General features: G+C 61.6%; 20 protein-coding genes. 5 read left to right on the top strand and 15 right to left on the bottom strand.

Features of this window, described 5'->3' with window-relative positions:
• Nucleotides 1-106: 106 nt before the first annotated feature.
• The 4 genes from E0E00_RS12745 to E0E00_RS12730 form a co-directional block, all read right to left on the bottom strand.
• A complete protein-coding gene (locus tag E0E00_RS12745; protein WP_130812921.1) occupies nt 107-925 on the bottom strand; it encodes an HAD family hydrolase in 819 nt (272 codons plus the stop codon).
• A gap of 27 nt (nt 926-952) precedes the next feature.
• Entirely contained in the window at nt 953-1,285 is a 333-nt protein-coding gene (locus tag E0E00_RS12740; RefSeq protein ID WP_130812920.1) for a hypothetical protein, read from the bottom strand.
• 58 nt (nt 1,286-1,343) lie between these two features.
• The gene (locus E0E00_RS12735; RefSeq protein ID WP_130812919.1) at nt 1,344-1,643 is read right to left on the bottom strand and encodes a hypothetical protein; all 300 of its coding nucleotides are present in this window, start codon (nt 1,641-1,643) and stop codon (nt 1,344-1,346) included.
• Nucleotides 1,644-1,772: 129 nt separating this feature from the next.
• Complete coding sequence (locus tag E0E00_RS12730; protein ID WP_207302763.1) at nt 1,773-2,012, bottom strand: PadR family transcriptional regulator; 240 nt, start codon at nt 2,010-2,012, stop codon at nt 1,773-1,775.
• 517 nt (nt 2,013-2,529) lie between these two features.
• On the opposite strand from E0E00_RS12730, the gene E0E00_RS12725 reads away from it, so the two are divergent.
• Both E0E00_RS12725 and E0E00_RS12720 read left to right on the top strand, forming a co-directional pair.
• On the top strand, nt 2,530-3,027 hold the full coding sequence (locus tag E0E00_RS12725) for a helix-turn-helix domain-containing protein (protein ID WP_130812918.1): 498 nt from the start codon (nt 2,530-2,532) through the stop codon (nt 3,025-3,027).
• Nucleotides 3,028-3,166: 139 nt separating this feature from the next.
• Complete coding sequence (locus E0E00_RS12720) at nt 3,167-4,729, top strand: serine/threonine-protein kinase (protein ID WP_165443700.1); 1,563 nt, start codon at nt 3,167-3,169, stop codon at nt 4,727-4,729.
• A 255-nt stretch (nt 4,730-4,984) separates the two neighbouring features.
• On the opposite strand, the gene E0E00_RS12715 is transcribed toward E0E00_RS12720, so the two are convergent.
• Nucleotides 4,985-5,365: a hypothetical protein gene (locus E0E00_RS12715; RefSeq protein ID WP_130812916.1), complete on the bottom strand. Its 381-nt coding sequence runs from the start codon at nt 5,363-5,365 to the stop codon at nt 4,985-4,987.
• Nucleotides 5,366-5,580: 215 nt separating this feature from the next.
• Between E0E00_RS12715 and E0E00_RS12710 the strand changes: the two genes are divergently transcribed.
• Nucleotides 5,581-6,690: a DUF6591 domain-containing protein gene (locus tag E0E00_RS12710; protein ID WP_130812915.1), complete on the top strand. Its 1,110-nt coding sequence runs from the start codon at nt 5,581-5,583 to the stop codon at nt 6,688-6,690.
• Between the two features lie 168 nt (nt 6,691-6,858).
• On the opposite strand, the gene nagA is transcribed toward E0E00_RS12710, so the two are convergent.
• The 7 genes from nagA to E0E00_RS12675 all read right to left on the bottom strand — a co-directional run bounded on the left by nagA (nt 6,859) and on the right by E0E00_RS12675 (nt 13,303).
• On the bottom strand, nt 6,859-8,019 hold the full coding sequence (gene nagA, locus E0E00_RS12705; protein ID WP_130812914.1) for an N-acetylglucosamine-6-phosphate deacetylase: 1,161 nt from the start codon (nt 8,017-8,019) through the stop codon (nt 6,859-6,861).
• A gap of 115 nt (nt 8,020-8,134) precedes the next feature.
• A complete protein-coding gene (locus tag E0E00_RS12700) occupies nt 8,135-9,304 on the bottom strand; it encodes an SIS domain-containing protein (RefSeq protein WP_130812913.1) in 1,170 nt (389 codons plus the stop codon).
• Between the two features lie 24 nt (nt 9,305-9,328).
• Nucleotides 9,329-10,057, bottom strand: coding sequence for a GntR family transcriptional regulator (locus E0E00_RS12695; RefSeq protein ID WP_130812912.1), 729 nt, complete (start codon nt 10,055-10,057; stop codon nt 9,329-9,331).
• Between the two features lie 128 nt (nt 10,058-10,185).
• Nucleotides 10,186-11,277, bottom strand: a complete 1,092-nt coding sequence (locus tag E0E00_RS12690; RefSeq protein WP_130812911.1) for a PTS system mannose/fructose/sorbose family transporter subunit IID — start codon at nt 11,275-11,277, stop codon at nt 10,186-10,188.
• The gene (locus tag E0E00_RS12685) at nt 11,267-12,073 is read right to left on the bottom strand and encodes a PTS sugar transporter subunit IIC (protein ID WP_130812910.1); all 807 of its coding nucleotides are present in this window, start codon (nt 12,071-12,073) and stop codon (nt 11,267-11,269) included. The genes E0E00_RS12690 and E0E00_RS12685 overlap by 11 nt, the downstream gene beginning before the upstream one ends.
• A gap of 122 nt (nt 12,074-12,195) precedes the next feature.
• Nucleotides 12,196-12,678, bottom strand: a complete 483-nt coding sequence (gene agaB / locus E0E00_RS12680; protein ID WP_130812909.1) for a PTS galactosamine transporter subunit IIB — start codon at nt 12,676-12,678, stop codon at nt 12,196-12,198.
• Nucleotides 12,679-12,868: 190 nt separating this feature from the next.
• Nucleotides 12,869-13,303 carry a PTS sugar transporter subunit IIA gene (locus E0E00_RS12675; protein WP_130812908.1) on the bottom strand — a complete coding sequence of 145 codons (435 nt, stop codon included), beginning with the start codon at nt 13,301-13,303 and terminating at the stop codon, nt 12,869-12,871.
• Nucleotides 13,304-13,708: 405 nt separating this feature from the next.
• On the opposite strand from E0E00_RS12675, the gene E0E00_RS12670 reads away from it, so the two are divergent.
• The gene (locus E0E00_RS12670; protein ID WP_130812907.1) at nt 13,709-14,641 is read left to right on the top strand and encodes a 1-phosphofructokinase family hexose kinase; all 933 of its coding nucleotides are present in this window, start codon (nt 13,709-13,711) and stop codon (nt 14,639-14,641) included.
• 30 nt (nt 14,642-14,671) lie between these two features.
• On the opposite strand, the gene E0E00_RS12665 is transcribed toward E0E00_RS12670, so the two are convergent.
• Nucleotides 14,672-15,448 carry a DeoR/GlpR family DNA-binding transcription regulator gene (locus E0E00_RS12665; RefSeq protein WP_130812906.1) on the bottom strand — a complete coding sequence of 259 codons (777 nt, stop codon included), beginning with the start codon at nt 15,446-15,448 and terminating at the stop codon, nt 14,672-14,674.
• Between the two features lie 300 nt (nt 15,449-15,748).
• Here E0E00_RS12665 and E0E00_RS12660 point away from each other — a divergent pair, with 300 nt between their 5' ends.
• The gene (locus E0E00_RS12660; protein ID WP_130812905.1) at nt 15,749-16,600 is read left to right on the top strand and encodes a class II fructose-bisphosphate aldolase; all 852 of its coding nucleotides are present in this window, start codon (nt 15,749-15,751) and stop codon (nt 16,598-16,600) included.
• Between the two features lie 66 nt (nt 16,601-16,666).
• Here E0E00_RS12660 and E0E00_RS12655 read toward each other — a convergent pair whose 3' ends face one another.
• Both E0E00_RS12655 and E0E00_RS12650 read right to left on the bottom strand, forming a co-directional pair.
• Nucleotides 16,667-19,705, bottom strand: coding sequence for a glycoside hydrolase family 3 N-terminal domain-containing protein (locus E0E00_RS12655; RefSeq protein WP_130812904.1), 3,039 nt, complete (start codon nt 19,703-19,705; stop codon nt 16,667-16,669).
• Between the two features lie 361 nt (nt 19,706-20,066).
• Nucleotides 20,067-20,522, bottom strand: coding sequence for a PTS sugar transporter subunit IIA (locus E0E00_RS12650; RefSeq protein ID WP_130812903.1), 456 nt, complete (start codon nt 20,520-20,522; stop codon nt 20,067-20,069).
• Between the last annotated feature and the right edge of the window lie 9 nt (nt 20,523-20,531).

Here is a 20,531-nt window from a genome sequence, read left to right as displayed (position 1 = left end):
TGGCCTTCTCCCGCGCCCTGGCACCGCGCCTACAACCCTCGCGGCAAGGGCAACGTCCCAGCCAGCCCGCGAGACGGTCCCGCAGCGCCATCCCGCCCCCGAACCGCTACGCCGAGAAGGGCCACTCCCCCGCCGCCAGGGCCTCTATCGCCTTGGCCACGGCATCCTCGTCGCAGCGCCCGATGTGCCAGCGCGCGGCGGCGGCTGCCTCGGGCTGCGCGTTCGCTACGGCCACAGAGTTGGGCACCGCCGAGAAAAGCGGCAGGTCGTTGCCCCCATCGCCAAAGGCGACGGCCTCGTCTGCCCCAATGCCGAGAAGGTCGCACAGCATGCGCGCGCCGGACCCCTTGTTGTAGCCGCGCGGCATCACGTTGGAGTATCCCAGCAGCGCATAGTCAAAGTCGAGCTCGGGCACCTCGCGCGAGAGCCTCGCGATTAGCTCGCGCGTGCCCGTCTCGTCCGTGTCGACAAACACGTTGGCCTTGACCACCTTGGCCGGCACCGCATCGACCGGCACGCACCTCTCGGCATATGCGGGAAACGGACCCTCAAGGTCTTCTCGGCTTCCCGCCACCAACAGCGGCGTAGCATCATCAAAGCAGAGAAGCCCCGCACGCGGCGTATCGGCGAGAATCTCAGCCAGGCGCACCAGCGCGTCATGGGGCTGCAGCTGCTCGTGGACAAGCTTGCCGTCGAGATAGACCTGCAGGCCATTGGTCGCGAGGCAGGTGGCGCAGCACGCCCCGTCGCCCCCGAAGAACGGCGGAATCCAATCGACGCCGCGACCGCTTGCGGGGCCAACGTGGATGCCCGCCGCGAGCGCCGCATGGAATGCGTCGATGGTGCGCTGTGAGACACGGCCCTGCCCGTGCGGGAGGATGGTGTTGTCAATGTCGCAAAGGATGAGCTTGGTGTTTCTCGGCATTTCTTCTCCCGTCTCTGCCCGCCTGTGCTACAAGGCGGTTACGGTCACGTCTCCCATCTCAGCACTGGCCTCAATGACCTTCTCGCCAGTGCCCCTCGCCACTGTACCCGACTGAACCTCGTCTCCGCCAAGTGCGGCCTCCCCCATCTCGACGGAAAGCTCGAGCGTCGCGTTGGAGAGGTCAATATCGTTCACGTCGACGTCGTCCATCTGGGAGGAGACGCTCGTACGAGCAGAGCTCACTCCTTGGAGGTTGACATCGTTCATCTGGGAGGAGGCGTCTATAGACGCAAGCTCGATTCCAGTGGGAGCCATAACGGTGATGGTGATGCCGTCGCTGCTTGTCTGCTTCTGCGACACGTGGAGGACGCCGTCGCACACTTCGTACTCAAACGGAGTATCTTCGGCACCGGTGTAGCTAACCCTGACCGCACCCTCTCTTGAGCACCACGTCCGAGCAAGCTGCACTCACGTCCACGGACGAGAAGTCCTCGGTGACGGTTGCATCAACGCTCCCTACGTGCAAATCCGCTTCCGCGCGGCTCCAAAAGACCGCCCAGCACACGCAGCACACTACGATGACACCGAAAACCATAACCACGATGCGCCCCAAATGCCGCCTGTGCGTGGGCTGCGGCTTTACGCCAAGAGATCCGAGCATCCCATCGGGTTTACCAAACTCGGCTATGGTCGCAGTGGCCGCGTCCTTCTCAGACATGTCCTAGGAGAGAAGCTCCACGCACCTGTCTTCCATCGTCTGGCAAGCTCATCCTTCGCACGGCACGCTTCAAGCGTCTGGGGGAGCTGCGAGAACACTGACACTCGAGGCAGTTCCTGATGTCATCCATCACGCACCGTACCCTTCCATAAAGCGACCAACGACATCCTCGGTAAGCCTCCACTCTCTGCATCGCACCTGGTAGCGGTCAATTCTCGCAGGGGTTACGCGATAGTAGGTGCATCGCTTGCCGTTCTCCGCAGCCTGTGAGATCTCCTCGACGAGACCGCCCCTCTCCAGGTGCACGAACGCCGAGTAGAGCGTGGTCTCCTTAACCGTGTAGAGCCACCCGAGATCAGGCAGATACACCTCGAGATCTCGTAACCGTAGGATGGTCTCCGCAGAAGCACGAAGAGGACCATGGAATCGATGTAGCCTCGAATGAAGTCGCTGCTTATCTTGTCTGGCACGAGCCACTTTCCCGCGTGACGCTACGTCTATCGTAGTATCTTCGCTACCAGAAGCGTGCTACGACAAATGCAGCATATGGAGGGAGGGGCATCTCCTGCCGTAGGCGCTGGAGTAACGTCGACAGGCGGCACCCGCCTCGGCTCCCGACATGTCACACGTCTCTCTCTTCTTCGGAGAACATCGCCAGTTCCTAAACGACGGGCACATTTTCGCGGGTCATCGGAACCAGTTTTAAGAGATGACGATACTCTCCGCAGCTGTGGGGGTGGGGCACGAGGACCAGTGGCCTCATCCGGGACTGACGCATGTCAAAAGCGCACTCGCTTTTCCGTCCGCCCTCAAGGGAGAACCCAAGAGGCGTACGATTGCCTCAGCCGCAAGCCGCGCAGCTTCTCACACAGACGTAAGGAGCCACATGCCTAAAAAGGAACGCCTGACGGAGGACCTTCTCATGCGCCTCCTAGCAGTGCCCGACGTGGAATCCTACCTCGACGAGCCGGGCTCCACCGTAAACCGTAACCTTCCCCAGTACCTGCGCGAGCTTCTGGACGAGAGGGGCATGAAGCGCGCAGAGGTTGCGCGTGCCTCTGGCCTCAATGGCACCGTTGTCTACGACATCTTTGCCGGCAAGAGTCGCCCTGGCAGAGACCACTCCATCATGCTCGCCCTGGGAATGCGATGCTCGCTCCGCGAGACGCAGCGGCTCCTACGCCTGTCGGGCGTCTCGGAGCTGTGGCCCAAGGTGCGCCGGGATGCTATTATCATCTGGTGTATCAATCACAGCTTTGATCGCTCCGCCACCGACGACAAGCTCTGGGACTTGGGCGAGCAGACCCTCTTCCACACCCGCCGGCTGCGCGCCGGGCAGGTAGGCGGCCATGTGATCAGGCGGTCGCCCTCGTCTGCTCAGTGATTTTTCAGTTGTCAACTGAGGAGTGCCCCTCCCGAGTTGAATATCATGGATGAAAGCCGGTCCTCACCTGCAAGCCGGCAGTCGTGCCGACGTGTGAGACGGGACCAGGGGCTTGAATAACGACCAGGCAATGCATGCAATGAGCGTTGATGACTCCTACCATGTGGAGCATGTTCTCGCGCGTGGGCAGGAAGGCATCACCGACCTCGTCACCCTGGACGGGACGGGCCCCTTCGTGCGCAAACGCATTCCTGCTACACGCGCCCGCCGGGGCGTCTGGGCTGCGCTCCCCGAGATAGACTGTGCGCGGCTCCCCCATATCGAGGCGACGTATGAGATGCCCGACGAGTTCATTGTCGTCTACGACTACGTGCCGGGAGAGACCGTGGAGCAGCTCGTCGAGAGTCGCGGCAAGCTCGATTCCGCCAAGACCCAGCGGCTGGTTGGCGAGGTCTGTCAGGCGGCCTCAAAGCTCCACGCCCATGACATCGTGCACCGCGATATTACCCCCTCGAACGTGGTGGTTGCTGCTGACGGTGCACACCTTATCGACTTCGGCATTGCCAGGCTAAGCTCCGAGGACGCCAAGGGCAGCGACGACCAACTTGGTACCTGGGGCTTTGCTGCCCCCGAACAGTACGGCTTTGCCAAGACCGACGCTCGATCGGACGTGTACTCCATAGGCCGACTCTTGGGCTACCTCCTCACAGGCGTTCACCCCGAAGACAAGGAGGGCTACGAGCAGGCGCTTGCCTCTCCGGACGTATCCGCTGGCCTGCGGGCGGTTGTTCTCAAAGCAACGGAGTTCGAGCCAAGCGCACGCTACCAGAGCGCAGCCGAGCTCGAGCGGGCGCTACAAAACGAGCCTAGAGAGAAATACACCGCTGTCGCCGGACCCGACCCACACGCATCCGCGGGCACACACATATCGCATGGGTCGCATCGCGCCCGCACGATAGCCCTTGTCTGTGCCATCACTGCTAGTACTGTGGTAATCGTGCTTCTCGCCATTCAATACCTCGCACAGAGCGAGACCGCTAGCACTAAGGCAACCAGTAACATCACTTCAAGCGGTGGTGCGACCTCTGTCGCTACGCCGCAGGACAAAAAGGACGCACAGACCACTGTGGACGCCCTCTCCGTTGGCGAGTCGCACTGGTCGGTGAGCAACGGCAGCGTGTATGCCGAGTTCTCGCTCACCAACAACTCCAAGAGCACGGTCGTCTTTCCTAGCGTGACCATTACCGGCTATGCAGGCGATGGCAGCGTCCTCTTTTCTGACGAGCAGTTCCTCTTGGTCCTTGCTCCAGGCGACACGGCATACCAGAGCACTGCTCTCGACGGCTCAACGGCACCCGCACGCGTAGAGTTCACGCCGAATAGCCCTACCGCCGACACGCTGACCAACGATACCCCACCCTCGCTCTCGACCGCGAATATCTCCGCTAGGGCCGACGGCCTTGGTGGCATCACCGTCTCGGGCACCGTGACGCTCGACAAGGATGGCTCGTCGTTCGCGTTGAGTCCCAACTACGGCGTGTGCCTCACCGCCATCCTGCGCGACGCCTCTGGGAACATCGTGGGCGGGGGCGTCAGCTTCCTGAGCTCACATCCCAAGGAGGGCTCGAGCATGCCGTTCGACGTGCACATATTCGAGCGCGTCGACTTTGCCACCTGCGAGGTTCACGCACTGCCTTGGTAGGGATCACGCACGACCGACGCGCCTTGGCCGGAAAGCCCGGCCTCACTCCTACAGACCCAGGGTCTGACGCTTCTTCGCGCCGAACTCCTCCTTGAGCGGGGGTGCCACCATATTCTCGAGCACATAAATCATCGAACCGTTCGAGAGGGTGTCCTCAGCCCCGTGTTGTTGCCGCGCCCGTTCTGCGAGTTTCTCCGTACACCCAGCGCCACGAGCGCGTGCTCGTCAAATCGAGCAGATCTCCCAGCGCATCACCTACCACGCTGGCCGAACCAATGCCATCCAGGTCGCCCACTGCGGCACTCGAGACGACATGGCTCCATCGCCTGGCGTCTCCGGCAGATCTGCCGGAGACGCCAGCGAAATAGCTTCGCCTGCAAAGGCGGCATTGAAGACGTATCTGCCATTGACCTTGGTCACGATGGTGCATGGCACCCCCACGTCATCGAGCACCTGCTCGAGGGGGAACCGTTTGGGAAAGCACGAGGCCCTAAAGCTTCCGTCAGGCACCGTCAACACGAGTATTAGGTGCTTGTTGGTGAGCGTCAAGGCGGTCCATGCCCCAGCGCTCACGGGACTAACGACGCCGCACTGGAGAACGACGAGCTCTCCCTGCTCAAGATTGCAAGACTTCATGCTCACCCCCGGGGCAAGCGCTTGCCCCGGGGGTGAGCCGAGGCACCGACAAGGTCCATCTTAGGAAGCACCTGAGAATTTCCTCAGTTGCCAGCCGAAAACTGGTGGTGGAATTCAGTTGGCAACTGAGGAAATGGCCAACGTCTCTTCTTAGAGTTGACTCAGCAGGAACGTAACCCAATAAACCCAAGTTCAGGCATGAGAAAGGGGCGTCCATGGAATGGGAGAAGGCCGATAGCACAGGCGGTTCTGGGGCATCGTCCGGCGAAGGGGTGCCCAAGGGCAAGAAGGGTGACAAGGGTAAGGTCATCCTGGTCGCGATTGTCGCACTGGTTGCAATCTTTATGGCCTCAAGCTGCAAGGGCCAGTCGGGCGACACCAAGAACTCAAAGGCGGGCTGGCCCACGAGCGGGCTCGCGGCCATGCTTCCCGAGCCCGGCACAGACGACTTCAATATCGACACCAATACTGATAACGTATTTTCCGCGACACTCGCCAAGTACTCGAGCAGTGATTACTCGAGCTACGTGGATGCCTGCAAGGAGAAGGGCTTCACGGTCGAGTCGAACATGGCGACGAGCGCCTATACTGCCTTCAACGAGGGGGGCTACAAGCTCAGGCTCTCCTATTACGAAAGTAAGGAGGAGCTCTCCGTCGGCATAGAAGCGCCAAACGAAATGAACACCATCACCTGGCCCACCAGCGGTCCGGGATCGCTGGTTCCCGCTCCCCCGTCCACGCAGGGCTCGATCGTGCAGGACTCCCCCAACGTCTACGCGGTGAACGTTGGGGGCGTGGACAAGGATGCCTTCTCGGCCTATGTCGCACAGTGCAAGAAAGCCGGCTTTGACGTGGACTACAGTGGCGGCAACGCCCACTTCCAGGCGAGTAACGCAGACGGTGCCAAGCTCCGCATCGACTACAAGGGCGCCAACGTCATCTCCATCAGAGTTGACGTCTCTGATGCAAGCTCTACGGGCAGTGACACCGCTACGAGCTCCAGCTCTAGCGCCACTCCCACCGACTCCTCTACGACGACCGACGCATCCCTCGTGACGCCGGAGTTCAAGGAGATGATGGACTCCTACGAAGAGCTCATGAACAAGTACTGCGACTTCATGGTCACCTATAGAAATGCGAATGCCGCCGACCAGGCGAATATGTTTGCGGACTACACCGACCTCATACAGCAGGAGGCAGACTGGGCTAAGCGCATGTCTGCAATTGACGAGAGCACGCTCAACGCCGCAGATGACGCCTACTACATCGAGGTCCAGGCGCGTGTGATGCAACGCCTTCTCGAGGCGGACGTACAGGCGCAGTAGGAACTCCGGCAGCGCGCATGAGGCGTCCCCTGGTTCGGTCGGCACCAGGGGACGCTCTTCTCGTCTGCCTGTAGCCAAATCTGCAGCCACTACGTCGAGAAGAAAGGCTCCGGCACCAATTTGACGCCGGAGCCTATGCTTTCGCGAAGAAACAGAAGTGCCCCGTCCCTACTCCATCGGCACCAGCTTGCCGCCGACGTAGGTTGCCTGGAGCGTCATATCCGCTGCATAGACGTTGAAGTCCGCATTGCGCCCGGGCAGCATGCTGCCGCAGACGCCATCCACGCCAGCCGAGCGCGCAGCGACCTCGCTGCCCATGCGGATGGCCTGCTCGGGCGGGACAATGCCCCAATCAACAACGTTCTTCACGCCGCGGGCCAGTGAGAGGACAGAGCCAGCGATGCTGCTCATATCGGCCAGGTAGCAGAGGCCGTCCTTCATGACAACGGGCAGGCCGCCACTCATGTACTCGCCCTCGGGCATGCCGCCACAGGCGAGGCAGTCTGTGATGAGCACGACGTGGTTCCAGCCCTTGGCACGGATAAGGGCAGCGCAGGCAGCGGGCTGCACGTGGTGGCCGTCGACGATGAGCTCGGCATAGGTGGAGTCGGTAGTCATGGCGCAGCCAAGCACGCCAGGCTCGCGCTGGTGGAGGCCACGCATGCCGTTGTAGGTGTGCACGAAGACCGTCGCGCCAGCATCCACGGCCGCCATCGACTGCTCGTAGGTGGCATCGGTGTGGCCGATGGCCGCAACAACGCCCTCGGAGGTCACGCGCTCGATGTAGTCGATGGACTCGGGGTACTCCGGAGCAAGCGCACTCTTCCGGATGAGGCCACGAGCCTTCTTCTGCCAGCCCTCAAACGCCTCGTACGAAGGAGGCACGAGATACTTGGGGTTCTGGGCGCCCTTGTGCTTCTCGGTGAAGAAGGGGCCCTCGAGGAAGATGCCCGGAATGCGAGCGCCAACAAACCCCTCGTCGCGCGCATCGACGGCATCTGCGATGGCCTCGCACTGCTCGCCGATGCTCTCAATGGAATCGGTAAAGGTTGTGGGCAGCCAGGAGGTGGTGCCACGTCGGGCAAGCGCAACGCTTGCGTCGTTGATGCCCGACGGGTCAATGTCGGTGGTTGCATGGTTGTGGAACCCGTGGATGTGGGTATCAACCAGGCCTGCGCCAACGTAGGAACCGGCATGCTCGACGACCTCGCAATCGGGCTTCTCGGTGGCAAAGGTACCAAACTTGCCGTCTTCCACCATGAGGTAGCCCTCGCCGGCGAGCCTTCCGGGAAGGACGAAGTGCGCGGCGTGGACCGCATACGTTGCCATTGTCGTTCCTTTCAAGACGCCCTTACCTTGCATAGAGGGGCGGGGCGTCCGACGAGGTTTAAAGTCAACCAAGGTATACCCTTGGAGTCCCACGCCAAACGCTCGCAACAACAAACTACAGGCTAAACGGATGAATCGTCACGCCCTTGACCACGCGGTTCACGGTGCCGGTAGGCGAGGGGGTGTCGGGGGTGTTGCCAACCTTGACGGAGGCATTGATTGCGACCGTCTGGGCGAACATCACGAACGGGAGAGCAAGGTACGCTTCGGGGAGAAGCTCGTCGCCATCGAACGAGAAGGCCTCACCCTCAAAATCGCTGCCGGTACGCTGCTGAATGCCAACGGTGGCCAGCGCGATGCCGTCACCCTTGATCTCGTTCAAGATGTCGAGGTCGTACTGACGGGTGTAGGGGTCGTTGCTCACGAAGTCAAATACGAGCGTCTTGGGGTTGACGAAGGACTTCGGCCCATGACGATAGCCCATCGAGGAGTCAAACGAGGTGGCGATACGACCGGCGCAGAGCTCAAGGATCTTCAGCTGGCCCTCGCGCGCGAGGCCGGAGAGGGAGGCGGAGCCCAGATAAGTGACACGGTCAAAGTCGCGACCAACCCAAGCCTCGATCTCTGACTCACGAGAGACGACCTCTCGGCCCATCTTGGCCGCACGCGCGACCCAAGCGCGCTTCTCCTCGAGGGGTGCCCGGTCAAAAACCAGGGCAGAGAGGAGCAGCATGCAGGAGTAGCTGCCCGTCATGGCGAAGCCCTTGTCGTTTGCGCGCGGAATGAGCAGCGTGAGAGCGCGGTCGTCGTCCTTGGACTCCCGAGCAAGCTTGCCCTCGGGGGCGCAGGTCACGTTGAGGTAGAGAAGGTCCTTGGCAACCTGTCCGACACGCTCATAGGCAGCCATGCTCTCGGGGCTGTTGCCACTGCGCGCAAATGAAACCATGACGGTGGGGTCTTCAGGGTGAACGTAGTCGAGCGGCGCGCATACGACATCTGTTGTGGCAACCGGGGCAAACTCGAACGCATCGCTATCACCAGCATGGCACAGATACGGAACGAGCGTGTCGCTCACGTAGGCCGAGGTGCCAGCACCGCAGAAAATCACGCGAGTACAACGAGAGCCGCCCAGCTCGCGGGCCCTAGCGAGAAATGCATTGATGGCGGCGAGGTTGTCCTCGTAGATCTTGAGGGTATCCTCCCACAGGTCGGGCTGCCGGCGAATCTCATCCGTGGTGATCCGAGCGCCCATGGACTCGAGCGTGGCCTCGTCCTTCTCGAACATGCCTTCTCCTCCCGGGGGCCTTCCCTAGCCCCGATAGTGTGAGACCTTGTACTTGAACTGGTCAGCGCGTGCCACGCTGCGCGTGTACTCGATGACCGTGTTCTTGACGTTATAGGTGGTGCGGTAGAGCTTAAGAACCGGAGCGGATTCGGGGATGCCTAGCAGCTCGGCGTCATCCATATGGACAACGCTGGCGCAGAACTCCTCGTCTGCGACGCGTATGGTCTCGTGGTAGACCTTCTCGACAATGTCATAGAGCGGCTGGCGTTCCACATCCTCGCGAGATAGGCCAATGAACTCAGAGGCCGGCAGGTAGGTTCGCTCGACCATCATAGGCGTACCGTCTGCAAGCCGCAGCCGCTTCATGCGAATGACCGGGTCTCCTATGCGAAGCCCAAGGCATGCGGCAATGTGCTTTGGCGCCTCTCGCGTGTCGAACTCCAGAACCACCGTCTGAGGAACCCTTCCCAGGCTCCTCATTTGCTCCGTGAAGCTGTAGGTGCTCATAAGGTTCGTTGCCTCGCGCGTGGTGTTGGCGACAAACGTGCCTCTGCCGTGCTGCCTTGTCACAAGTCCCTGCTGCTCAAGCTCCGCCAAGGCCAGTCGCACAGTCGTGCGGGAAAGACCATACGTCTCGCAGAGCTCACGCTCGGAGGGAAGCAAGTCACCGGGACCCATCTCGTTCTCGATCTTCTCGTGGAGAAGGTCGACGAGCTGGTCGTAGAGAGGCTGCTTCCTCGAAATGGGGTTCATGGCTCACCGTCCCAAAAAGGCGCGAGCACGCGCAAGCGCACCCGCACCAACCATTATGCCGCACGTGCATCTTTGAAGAAGCACGCCCGGGGCGGCGGGCCGCCCCGGGAACGCGGCAGTCTTAGAACCTAGCCCCAGATGCTGGGCCAAATGCCAAATCCAGCACCAACGATGCCGATGGCGAGCACGAGAACGATACCCTTGATGGGGGTGAAGTTCTTCTTGGAGAACAGGTAGTACAGGAGCATGACGAGCGCGAGCGGGACAAGCTTGGGGCAGATGCTGTTGAGGATGCTTGCGATGTCGATGGTGACCGGGGTGGTCACAGTCATCATGTAGGTGACCTCGCTCATGCCATTGCCAAGGTCGGTCGCGCCAGCGGTCACGGCGTTGCCGTCGGCGTCGGTGGTGGCGAGAGGCGCACCGTCAGCCGAGACCATGCCAGAGAGCACGGTGCCATCGGTGTCGGTGGAGATGACCTCGAACTTGCTCACGTCACTGGTGGGGACGGTCGTGGTGTGGGCAACATAGGACTGGCTGGTGCCGTTGGGGATGGTGACGTTGATCTGGGTGCTACCCATGGTGACGGTGAGGCAGCCAACGACGAAGACGCCGAGGATGGAGGCGGCACGGGTGAACGCCTGCATGTGCTCCATGAGGGAGTCGAGCGCCGTCATGCCCATCTTGTAGGACCAGTTCATGAGGCCAAAGCGGATGGCGAACTGGATTACGTTGAAGGCGACGAGGAACAGGATGGGGCCAAAGATGTTGCCCGCGATAGCCATGTTCGAGGTAATGCCGGCCAGGATTGGCACGAGCGTCATCCAGAAGATGGCGTCGCCGATGCCACCAAGCGGGCCCATGAGGGAGACGCGGACGGCGCGGATCGTCGGGATGTCAACCTTCTTCTGCTCCATGGACAGGATGATGCCCATGGCGAAGGTGACGAGGAACGGGTGGATGTTGAAGAACTCCATGTTGTGGGTCATCGAGAGGGCAAGGTCTTCCTTGTCCGTGTGAATCTTCTCGAGACCAGGGAGGATGGAGTAGAGCCAACCTGCGGACTGCATGCGCTCATAGTTGAAGGACGCCTGCAGGAAGCAGGAGCGCCAGGCCATCTTGTTGAGCGTAGCCTGATCGAGGTTAGGGGCAGGAGTGAGGTCCTGGTAGTGGGTCGCGCCCTCGAAACGATTAACGGTCTCAGCCTCGTTAGATGCCATCTTCCTCACCTCCATCGGTGTTAGCAACTGCAACGGAGCCCTTGAGCTCGGTGTTCTGCTGGTAGTCCCAGTAGGCGATGCCGAAGCCGATGAGGGCCAGGATCAGCAGGGCAGGGGTTGCCAAGGAAGAGATGCCAGAGACGATGATGGCGAAGCCGAAGCCCATAAAGTAGAAGCCCCACATATCGCGGTTCATCATGAACTTGAGCAGGATGGCAAAGCCGACGAAGCGCATCATGCCACCGGCAGCGGAGAGGCCCTTGCTGAGCCATGCGGGGATGGCATCAACGACGGTCTTGCCAACGGCCTGGCCACCGATGAAGAACAGGGTGACGACGACGCCGAAGATGAGGCCGAGCAGGCACATCGAGAGGTAGTTGATGTGCTCGATGCCCTTGGGGTTAGCCTCGGCGGCGTACTGGTCGCACTTGGACATAAGGGGCGACATGATCGTGAAGATCAGGGTCACGCCGTACTGGCCGAGCAGGGAGAACGGGATGGCAGTAGCGACAGCGGCATTCGGGTCAAGGTCGAGGGTAATTGCCAGAATTGCTGCCATGATGCCACCGACAACCGCGTTGGGCGGCTGGGCACCTCCGATTGGCATATTACCAATCGTCATGAGCTGGTACGTGCCACCGACGATGAGGCCGGTCTGCACGTCGCCAAGGATGAGGCCGATCACCGCACCGGTGACGATCGGCTGATACAGAGACTCGAGGAAGCTGAACTGGTCGATAGCCGCGATGAACGTGACGATGAAGACCAAGATCACCTGGAGTGCGTTGTATTCCATCCTTGTTCCTCCTTTCCAATGGTTCCTGTACCACGTGCAACGGATAGAGAGAAAGCCATCGCCAGCACCCATCCCTCACGGGTGCGTACGGCCAAACATGGGTTGCCGCAAAGACGAGAAGGCTACGAGAAGAGCTTCGAGGTTGCCTCGACAGGGGTGCTCGGAACGCGCTGGATCGAGAGCTCCACGCCCGCACCTTGCAGTGCACGGAAGGCCGCAACGTCCCCGTCATTCACTGCGACGGAGGTGGCAACCTGGCGCTTGCCCTCAGACATGTGCATGTTGCCAATGTTGAGCTTCTTGATGGGCACGCCGCCCTTGACGAGACGCAGGGCGTCCTCGGGGGTCTCGACGATGATAAAGATGTGCTGACGCGGAGCCGCCTTGTGGATGACGTCGATGGTCTTCTGGATAGAGAAGTACCTCGTAGCGACATCCTGCGGAGCAGCCATGTTCATAAGCTTCTGGCGCATGGGGTTGGCGGCGACCTCGTCGTTTGCAACGAGCAGGAGGTTGGCGCCGATGGTGCTCGTCCACTGGGTAACCACCTGACCGTGAATCAGACGGTTGTCGATCCTGGTAAGAAGAATGTTGGGCTCAGCCATACCTGCTTCCCCTTTCTCATGCCCTCCCGCAGTTTGCGGGCGAGAGCTTCCCTGCCAACGACCTAAAACGTTCGACGCATTCCGGAGACCGTACTCACTTCTCGGCCATCTCCTGAATCGCATAGGCAACGCCCATGGTGGCGATGGGTATGAGCAGCACAGGGGCCAAGCACGTTCTGCCAGAAGCCCATTACAGGCCTTCGCCCTCGAAGTCATCCTCGTCCGCATCGACCGAGAGAACCATATGAGCAACACCCTCCTTGCCTGCCTCCACGGCGCAGTCGACAAGCTCCTGTGTGGTGGAGTCGGGCACGCGAGTGGTGAGAACCTCGAGAAGCATAGGCAGGTTGGTGCCCGCGACAACCTCAACACCGGGAACAGCCTGGGTGTTCATCATTGCCTGGTTGAACGGCGTGCCGCCCATAAGGTCGCAGAAGACGATGACGCCGCCATTGCGCTCAGCGGATGCCGCAATGGTGCCTGTGAGCTTTTGGGGGAACTCGCCGGCCTCGTCCTCGTGGAACGGGACGATGTCGAACTCCTCCTGCGACCCGGCAATCATTCTGACGGAGCTCTCGAGCCCCACGGCGAAATCTCCGTGACCAGTGAGCACAAATCCGACCATGCACGTCCTCCTCTGACGGAATCCTCAACTCGCCATACAGGCTAGAAGACTTTCGGTTCCGCTTAGGAACCTCTTCGTTACATCCGTCGTGCTTTCCGGTTACTGGTTATTACCACGTTTCAACTAAAGCCACTTTACAAGACCTTCGTAATTAGTCCAGAGAAATTTTGATTTTTCTGTCCTGTATGCCGCTTACGGGCAAATTCATATCGGTCACAGATATTTCTGCTGGTAGTGGTCTCTTTATCCAAATACCAGCTTGTCTTACCCCAAGATTTATCGCATACTCTCATGCTATTTCTGGTATATCAAGTGATTGCCACCAACAGACGGACTTGTATTGGTCGCTATGGTCTTTCAGGAACTGGTATTATGTTCGCACCCCAGAACACAGGGAGGAGCGCCGTGATTCTCACCGTCACGCTCAACACCTCTATCGACAAGGCCTATCGCATCCCTTCCACCCTCGAGCGTGGCACCGTCATGCGCGTAGCGGAGTGCATCGACAACGCCGGCGGCAAGGGCCTCAACGCTTCGCGCTCCGTTGCCACGTGCGGCGAGGAGGTTCTCGCGACCGGCTTTGTGGGCGGCAACAATGGGCGGCTTCTCTGTGGGCTTCTCGACCGTGACGGAATTCCCCATGACTTTGTTGAGGTTGCAACCGAGACGCGCTGCTGCGTGAACGTGCTCGAGCCCGATGGGCTCTCCACCGAGTTCTTGGAGCCTGGCCGCGAAATCACGGAAGGGGAGCTTGAGTCCCTTGAGGGGCATCTCTCCTCGCTTGCCGCACGCGCGGACGTGGTAACTATGAACGGCAGCTTCCCCAGGGGCCTGCCCGCAGACACCTACGCGCGTCTCATCAAGCTAGTGCGCTCGCTGGGCAAGCCCTGCATCCTTGATACCTCGGGGGCCACGCTCAAGGGAAGCATTGACGCCCTCCCCACTATGGTGAAGCCCAACACCGACGAGATCGGCCAGATACTCGGTCGCAAGGTCTCCTCGACGGACGAGGTCATCACGGCCGCACGCGAGCTTTGCAAGCGCGGCATTGCGCAGGTGGTGGTGTCTCTTGGTGGTGACGGCGCTGTGATGGCATGCGCGGAGGGGACTTTCCGCGGCATTGCCCCCAAGATCGAGGTCGTAAACCCCGTGGGCGCAGGTGACACCATGGTTGGCGCGTTTGCCGTGTCGATGGCTCGCAAAATGAGGCCCACGGAGCAGCTGCGCTACGCGATGGCCTGCGCAAGCGCCAACTGCATGTCTGCCTCGACCGGTCACTTTGACATGGAGGTTGCCCGCGGACTCATGGACGGCACTATCGTGGAGCGCGTGGCGTAGGGGCGCTCGGCTTGTAGGTTGTTCTCGGCCCTACTCCCCGGCTAGGAACAGCCGGGTTGGCACGTCCTCAAGACAGCTGGCAACGGTACCCTCGGGGTCCTTCTCCATCACGATGACGTCGGCGTCACCAACGTCGCCAAAGAAGAAGAGGCCCCGAGCGCCCACTTTGCTTGCATCCATGAGCACACAGGCTGTGCCCGCGCATGCGAGAAACGCCCGCTTGAGCTCGGCCATGCCCTCGTAGCCGGTCATGAAGCCTCGGCCAGGGGCAAAGGCCGTAGGACACACGAAGGCGACGTCGGGTCGCAGCATGGAAAGCGCCGAGACCGCCACGGCACCCGAGGTGTAGCGGTGGCCCTTGCGAAGCGCCCCACCCAGAAGCACGACCTCTGCCGAGGGCATCGAACGGTCAACGTAGTCGGCAATGGTGAGGTCTGCGGTCACGATGGTGACCCCGCCTCTCTCGCCAAGGGCACGCACAAGCTCGAGGCCCGTGGTCCCCGTGTCCACGAGCACGGCTTGGCCCGGCTCCACAAGCGTTGCCGCCACGCGCGCAATGGCGCGCTTGGCCTCGGCGTTCACGTTGACGCGCAGGTCCTGTATCGACACCGTGAGCGTACGGGAGAGCGACACCGCACCGCCATGCGTACGGCGCAGCTTGCCATCACGCGCAAGGGCGTCGAGGTCTGCTCGCGCGGTAACACGGGACACGCCCAGCGCGTCTGCTACCTCCGCCACCTGCACGGACGAGCTCCTCTCAAGCATTGAGAGAATCGCTGCTCGCCTCTCTTCGGCAAACTCCGTCATGTAGCACCCCCCCCCGTCCGCTTGCGTAGCGCATGTGTGCAAATCATGTTTCCAAGCCTTTGTCAAAAAGAAAGATACCACAAGATAATTTCTTTCTTTTCTGCGTTTAGGAAAGCCACGACAAGCCCGCCAAGACGCTTCCCCACTCGTCCGCCTTGCACTCTCTTTTCGTTTTGCGCCACCAGAGCCACCGACGTGCAGACGCATGGAGCCGCATCGGCAACCACGCACGATACAATCGCCTTGCGCGATAGGGAAAGCCCCGCGACACGAATCGCGGGCACGTGAAGGGAGAGCACGATGCTCGTCACAACCAGGGAAATGCTGCTCGACGCCCAAGCCGGCCACTACGCCGTGGGTGCGTTCAACGTGGAGAGCCTCGAGTTTGTGATGGCCGTCGTCAAGGCAGCCGAGGACAAGCACTCCCCCGTCATCATGCAGACCACCCCGGGCACCGTGAAGTACGCTAGCCTCGACTACTTCGTTGCCATGGTGCGCGTTGCCGCCGAGCAGGCAAGCGTTCCCGTTGCCCTGCACCTCGACCATGGCGACGGCTTTGACCGCTGCATGCAGGCGCTGCGCGCTGGCTACACCTCCGTTATGATCGACGGCTCCCACGTGCCCTTCGAGGACAACATGGCCCTCACCGAGAGCGTGACCAAGGTTGCCCTTGCCATGGGCATCCCTGTCGAGGCCGAGCTCGGCAAGGTTGGCGGCAAGGAGGATGACGGCCCGGCGGTCAAGGGCGAGAACCCCTACACCGACCCCGATGAGGCCGGGGAGTTCGTGAACCGCACCAAGTGCACTTCGCTCGCCGTTGGCGTGGGCACCGTGCACGGCGTGTACAAGGGCATCCCTCACATCGAGCAGGACGTCCTCAAGGAGATTCGCAGCCGTGTTGACGTGCCGCTGGTTCTTCACGGCACCTCCGGCGTGCCCGATGACCAGGTCGCCGAGGCCATCCAGAACGGCATCTGCAAGGTGAACTATGCCACCGAGCTGCGCCAGGCCTTCACCCATGGGTTCATGGGCTACATGACCGAGAACCCCGGCAACTTCGACCCCAAGAAGCCCTCGAAGCCCGGCATGGAGGAGATCTACAGGGTCGTCGCATCCCACATGGACAACCTCGGCTCCGCCAACAAGGCGTGAGACAAGGACAAGGAGGGCTCCCCCTTGTCTCATCCGAGGCCCGCACAATCGACCGTCATATTCGTGTTATCGCAGGGAAGCATTGCTCAGGCGAGACAAGGGGGAACTCCCCTTGTCTCGCCTGAGGCGGATGCCCACGAGCAGACGCCAGACGGCCAGGCCGACAAGCGCCAGCGCAACAGCTCGAAGCACGTTCAAGACGAGAGGAACCGGCGTCGTGATTGCAGAGCTTGCCGGACGTGCGGCGGCGGTATCGCCCGTAGACGCTACGTAGCTCTCGTTGGCCACACGAGCGTCGAGGTAGGCGAACAGCGCATCCTTCGTCGCACGGCGCAGCTCGCTCACGTAGCTTGCAGAGCCTGAGTCAGTCGTCAGGGAGCCACCCATGCACATCCAGAGGTCTCCGCCATGCCGCAGGGCCTGGTCACTGTTCATGTATGCCGGGTGGTCGGAGTAGTCGGTGACGACCACGCCGTCAAAGCCCCACTCGCCACGAAGCACGCCCGCGAGCAGCGCCTCGCTGCCACCCGCCCACACGGCGCCAATGCGACCATAGGAGCTCATGAGGGCGGTTCCGCCAAAGTCCTCGACCACCTGGCGGAAGGGCTCGAGGTACTCCTCGCGCAGCGCCTGCTCGCCCATCCAGGTGTAGATGCCGTCACGGTAGACGCCTGCCTCGCCGTCGTTGCAGATGAAGTGCTTGACGTAGCAGTACACGCCGGCATTTCTTGCACCCGCCACCACGTTTCCGCAGGTCTGACCAGAGAGCAGCGGGTCTTCCGAGTAGTACTCGTAGTTGCGCCCGTTGAAGGGGCTCCTGTGGATATTGGTCGCCGGTGCGTACCAGCCGGAGAGCCCGCGCTGAGAGGCCTGCTCGCCGCAGATGAGACCCATCCGAAGCGCAAGGTCGCGGTTCCAGGTCTGGGCGAGCACGGTGGCGCTTGGGAATCCGGTGCCGGGGTTCGTCGGCACAAAGCCGCCCACCTGCGCCGGGCCGTCGAGTTCGCGCGTCTCATAGTCGCGTCCCACGCTGGGTAGAGCCGAGGTGCCGGAGTAGCCGTTCGCGACCATGTTCTCCATCTCGGAGACCGTCAGTTGGTCGAGAAGGCTGTCCCACTGGGGGTCGTCGTAGCTTGCGCCCAGCTCGCGCCCCAGATCGGTGATGACGCCGTTCTCCTCGATGGCAAGCCCATTCTTGGCACCCGTGGCAGGCATCGTGGCCTCACGGGCATCATCAGCCGCAAGCCGATCGGCGGAGTAGAGGTTAAGCGCGGCCACGCTCTGGGGCATCTCGCGAGAAGAGGCAACCGCAGGCCAGCTGCCCGCAAAGTCCGCGCGCGTGAGGTAGGTGATGTCCTGCCCGGAGCCCAGCCCGTCCACGCCCACGCCGTCCACTGCGGCATCGCCGGTGAACTTGTTCGAGACGGTCTCGCCGGTCTTCTCGTCTGTGGCAAACTGTCTGCCCTCGAAAAGCGTAAGCGAGAGGGTCGCGCCATCCGCCGCGTCAACCGTATGCGCGTCATGGCGAAGCGTCAGCGTATAGGTGCCGGGGTCGAGCTCGTAGCCGGTAAAGCCGTTGCCGTTGGCGTCGTAGGCGTCATAGCCCGCCATCGAGCGCGCATCCACCGAGAGCGTGACGTCTTGGGATTCGCCGGGGGCAAGCAGACCGGTCTTGGCGTAGTCGCCCAGGACCACGGCGCTCTTCTCGATGCCGCCTGCCGTGTAGGGTGCCGAGTAATAGAGCTCCACAACGTCCTTGCCGGCAACGCTGCCCGTGTTGGTCACGCGCACCGTGATGGAGGTCTTGTCGCCCAGCGCAGAGCCCTGCTCCGGCTCGTCCACTACCTGCCAGCCAAAGCTCGTGTACGAGAGGCCGTAGCCAAACGGGTACTGGACCACGCCCTCATAGCCCGTGCCGTGCTCGTTCGACGTCGCACTCCAGAACCCCTCGGCATCCGCCGTCTCGTACCACTTGTAGCCCACGTAGATGCCCTCGGCGTAGTCAACGTACGAGACCTGCGTGTAGGGTTCTGGGCTCGAGAAGTTGCCCATCTGGGTGCCGTCCGCGGGGTAGAGGCCATCCGCCCCAATGTAGGCTCCCACGTGCTCGCTTGCGTTGGCATAGCTCGGTGCCGTGGAGAAGTCATAGGCAAACGTGTCCGCCGTGCGTCCCGAGGGGTTGACCTCTCCCCACAAGATCTTGGGCAGCACCTCTGCGGAGTACTGGCCCGTATATCCTGCCCACAGCACCGCGTCAACACCCGGTGTGGACTCCACGGCCCCCAAAGACATCGCGTTGGCAGCGTTTGCCACAACGATGACGTGGGCATAGTTGGCGCCCACGTATGCGAGGAGCTCTTCCTCCTCTGTTGAGAGGTCTAGCGAGGTCCGACTGGCGTCCACCTGGACGTCACCGTCCTTTGTCGTGACCTTGTACTGCTCGAGCGGCATGTCGTTGGACTCGCCCGAGTAGCGCTGCAGGACCACGATGGCGGTGTCCGAGAAGTCCTTTGCCCCGTTGAGAAGGCCGTCCGTGTAGTAGTCGCGATCGCTGATCGAGGGCTCGTAGAGCACGCTCGACTCAGACGGCTTGCTCGCAAGCGTCTTGGGGCGCTGGCCCGCGGCATGGAAGTCCTCGTACATCTTGGTGAGGTCCTCGTTTGTCTCGATGCCGTAGGACTTGAGCGCGTCAAGCAGGCCTACCTCGGTGGAGGAGACACCGCCAGAGCCAGAGCCTCCGCCAAGCCAGTCGACAGACGCCCAGCCAAACACGTTCACGCGCGTGACGTCGGGCGAGAGGGGCAGCGTCGCGTCGCTGTTCTGGAGAAGGATGGCCCCCTCTTCCTCGACCTGGTCGGCGGCCTGGCGCGCCGTGCCGTTTGTCTCTTGCACCGTCTGGGAGCTGGGCGCGTCGGCGGGCGAGCCAAAGAGGCGCGTCACCAGCGAACCCATGCTTCCGCCCAATATCGACCCCAGTACGAGCACGACTGCCAGAAAGCCCGCGGCCAGCACAAGCCCGATGCTCTTACGCACCAGGTGCGGCTTGCGCTCTTTGGGCTTCTTCCTCCCATCGGCTTGCCTGTCCTTCTTGCCAAACAGACCCATACATACCCCTTCCCCGCTACTCTCCCTGCTATTGTCCACGCCTTCAAGGTATCCTCAGGGTTCGATGCGGGGAGAGGTCCTTCATAATCGGTGCTTCTGCTACCAGAATTGGTCCTTGAGGCAAGGAGGGGCGTGCATGGAGGCCGCAGAGGCACTCCGCGAGCGCGAGACGACCGTCATGTCGCTTCCAATGCAACCGGGAATTCCGAACGGTTAACTGGGCCTAAACGGTGAGTCCACACGAGACGGAGGGACGAGACGGAGGGACGCATGCGTCTCGCCAGCAAAAAGCCCTCCGGCATCCACCGGGTACCAGAGGGTAAACGCTCAAGCAAGGACAGCTGAGGCCAGTCACAGAGCCTTACTGGCCAAGGCCGTCATTGATGATCGAGGCAATCTCGTCTGCGCTCGTGGAGTCCAGGACCTTCTGTCGGAAGTCGGCGTCCATAAGCAGGACGGCGGCCTTCGAGAGCACGCGGAGCTGCGGGGCCGGAGAGTCGCCCTCGGGGATGAGCAGTGCGATGGCGCAGTGGACGGGGTTGCCGTCCATGGTGTTCCAGTCCACGTCACCAGCGAACTTCACGACGACGACCGAGGCCTCCTTGCTGCCTGGGCACTTGGCGTGAGGAATGGCAAAGCCGCCCATCATGCCGGTGGTGCCCTCCTCCTCACGGTTCTTGAAGGCCTTGTAGATGTCATCGGCAGAGGCAGCGACACCGTTGGCGACAAACTTGTCGGCCAGGAAGTGCAAGACCTCGTCCACGTTGGTGGCGGGGTTGTCGAGATAGACGTGCGATGCAGAAACAAATTCGCTCATGTCAACTCC

Source organism: Olsenella sp. Marseille-P4559 (genome assembly GCF_900605015.1).
Lineage (GTDB): Bacteria > Actinomycetota > Coriobacteriia > Coriobacteriales > Atopobiaceae > Tractidigestivibacter.
Note: the sequence above shows the minus strand (reverse complement) of the source record. Positions and strands in the feature narration are given on the sequence as shown.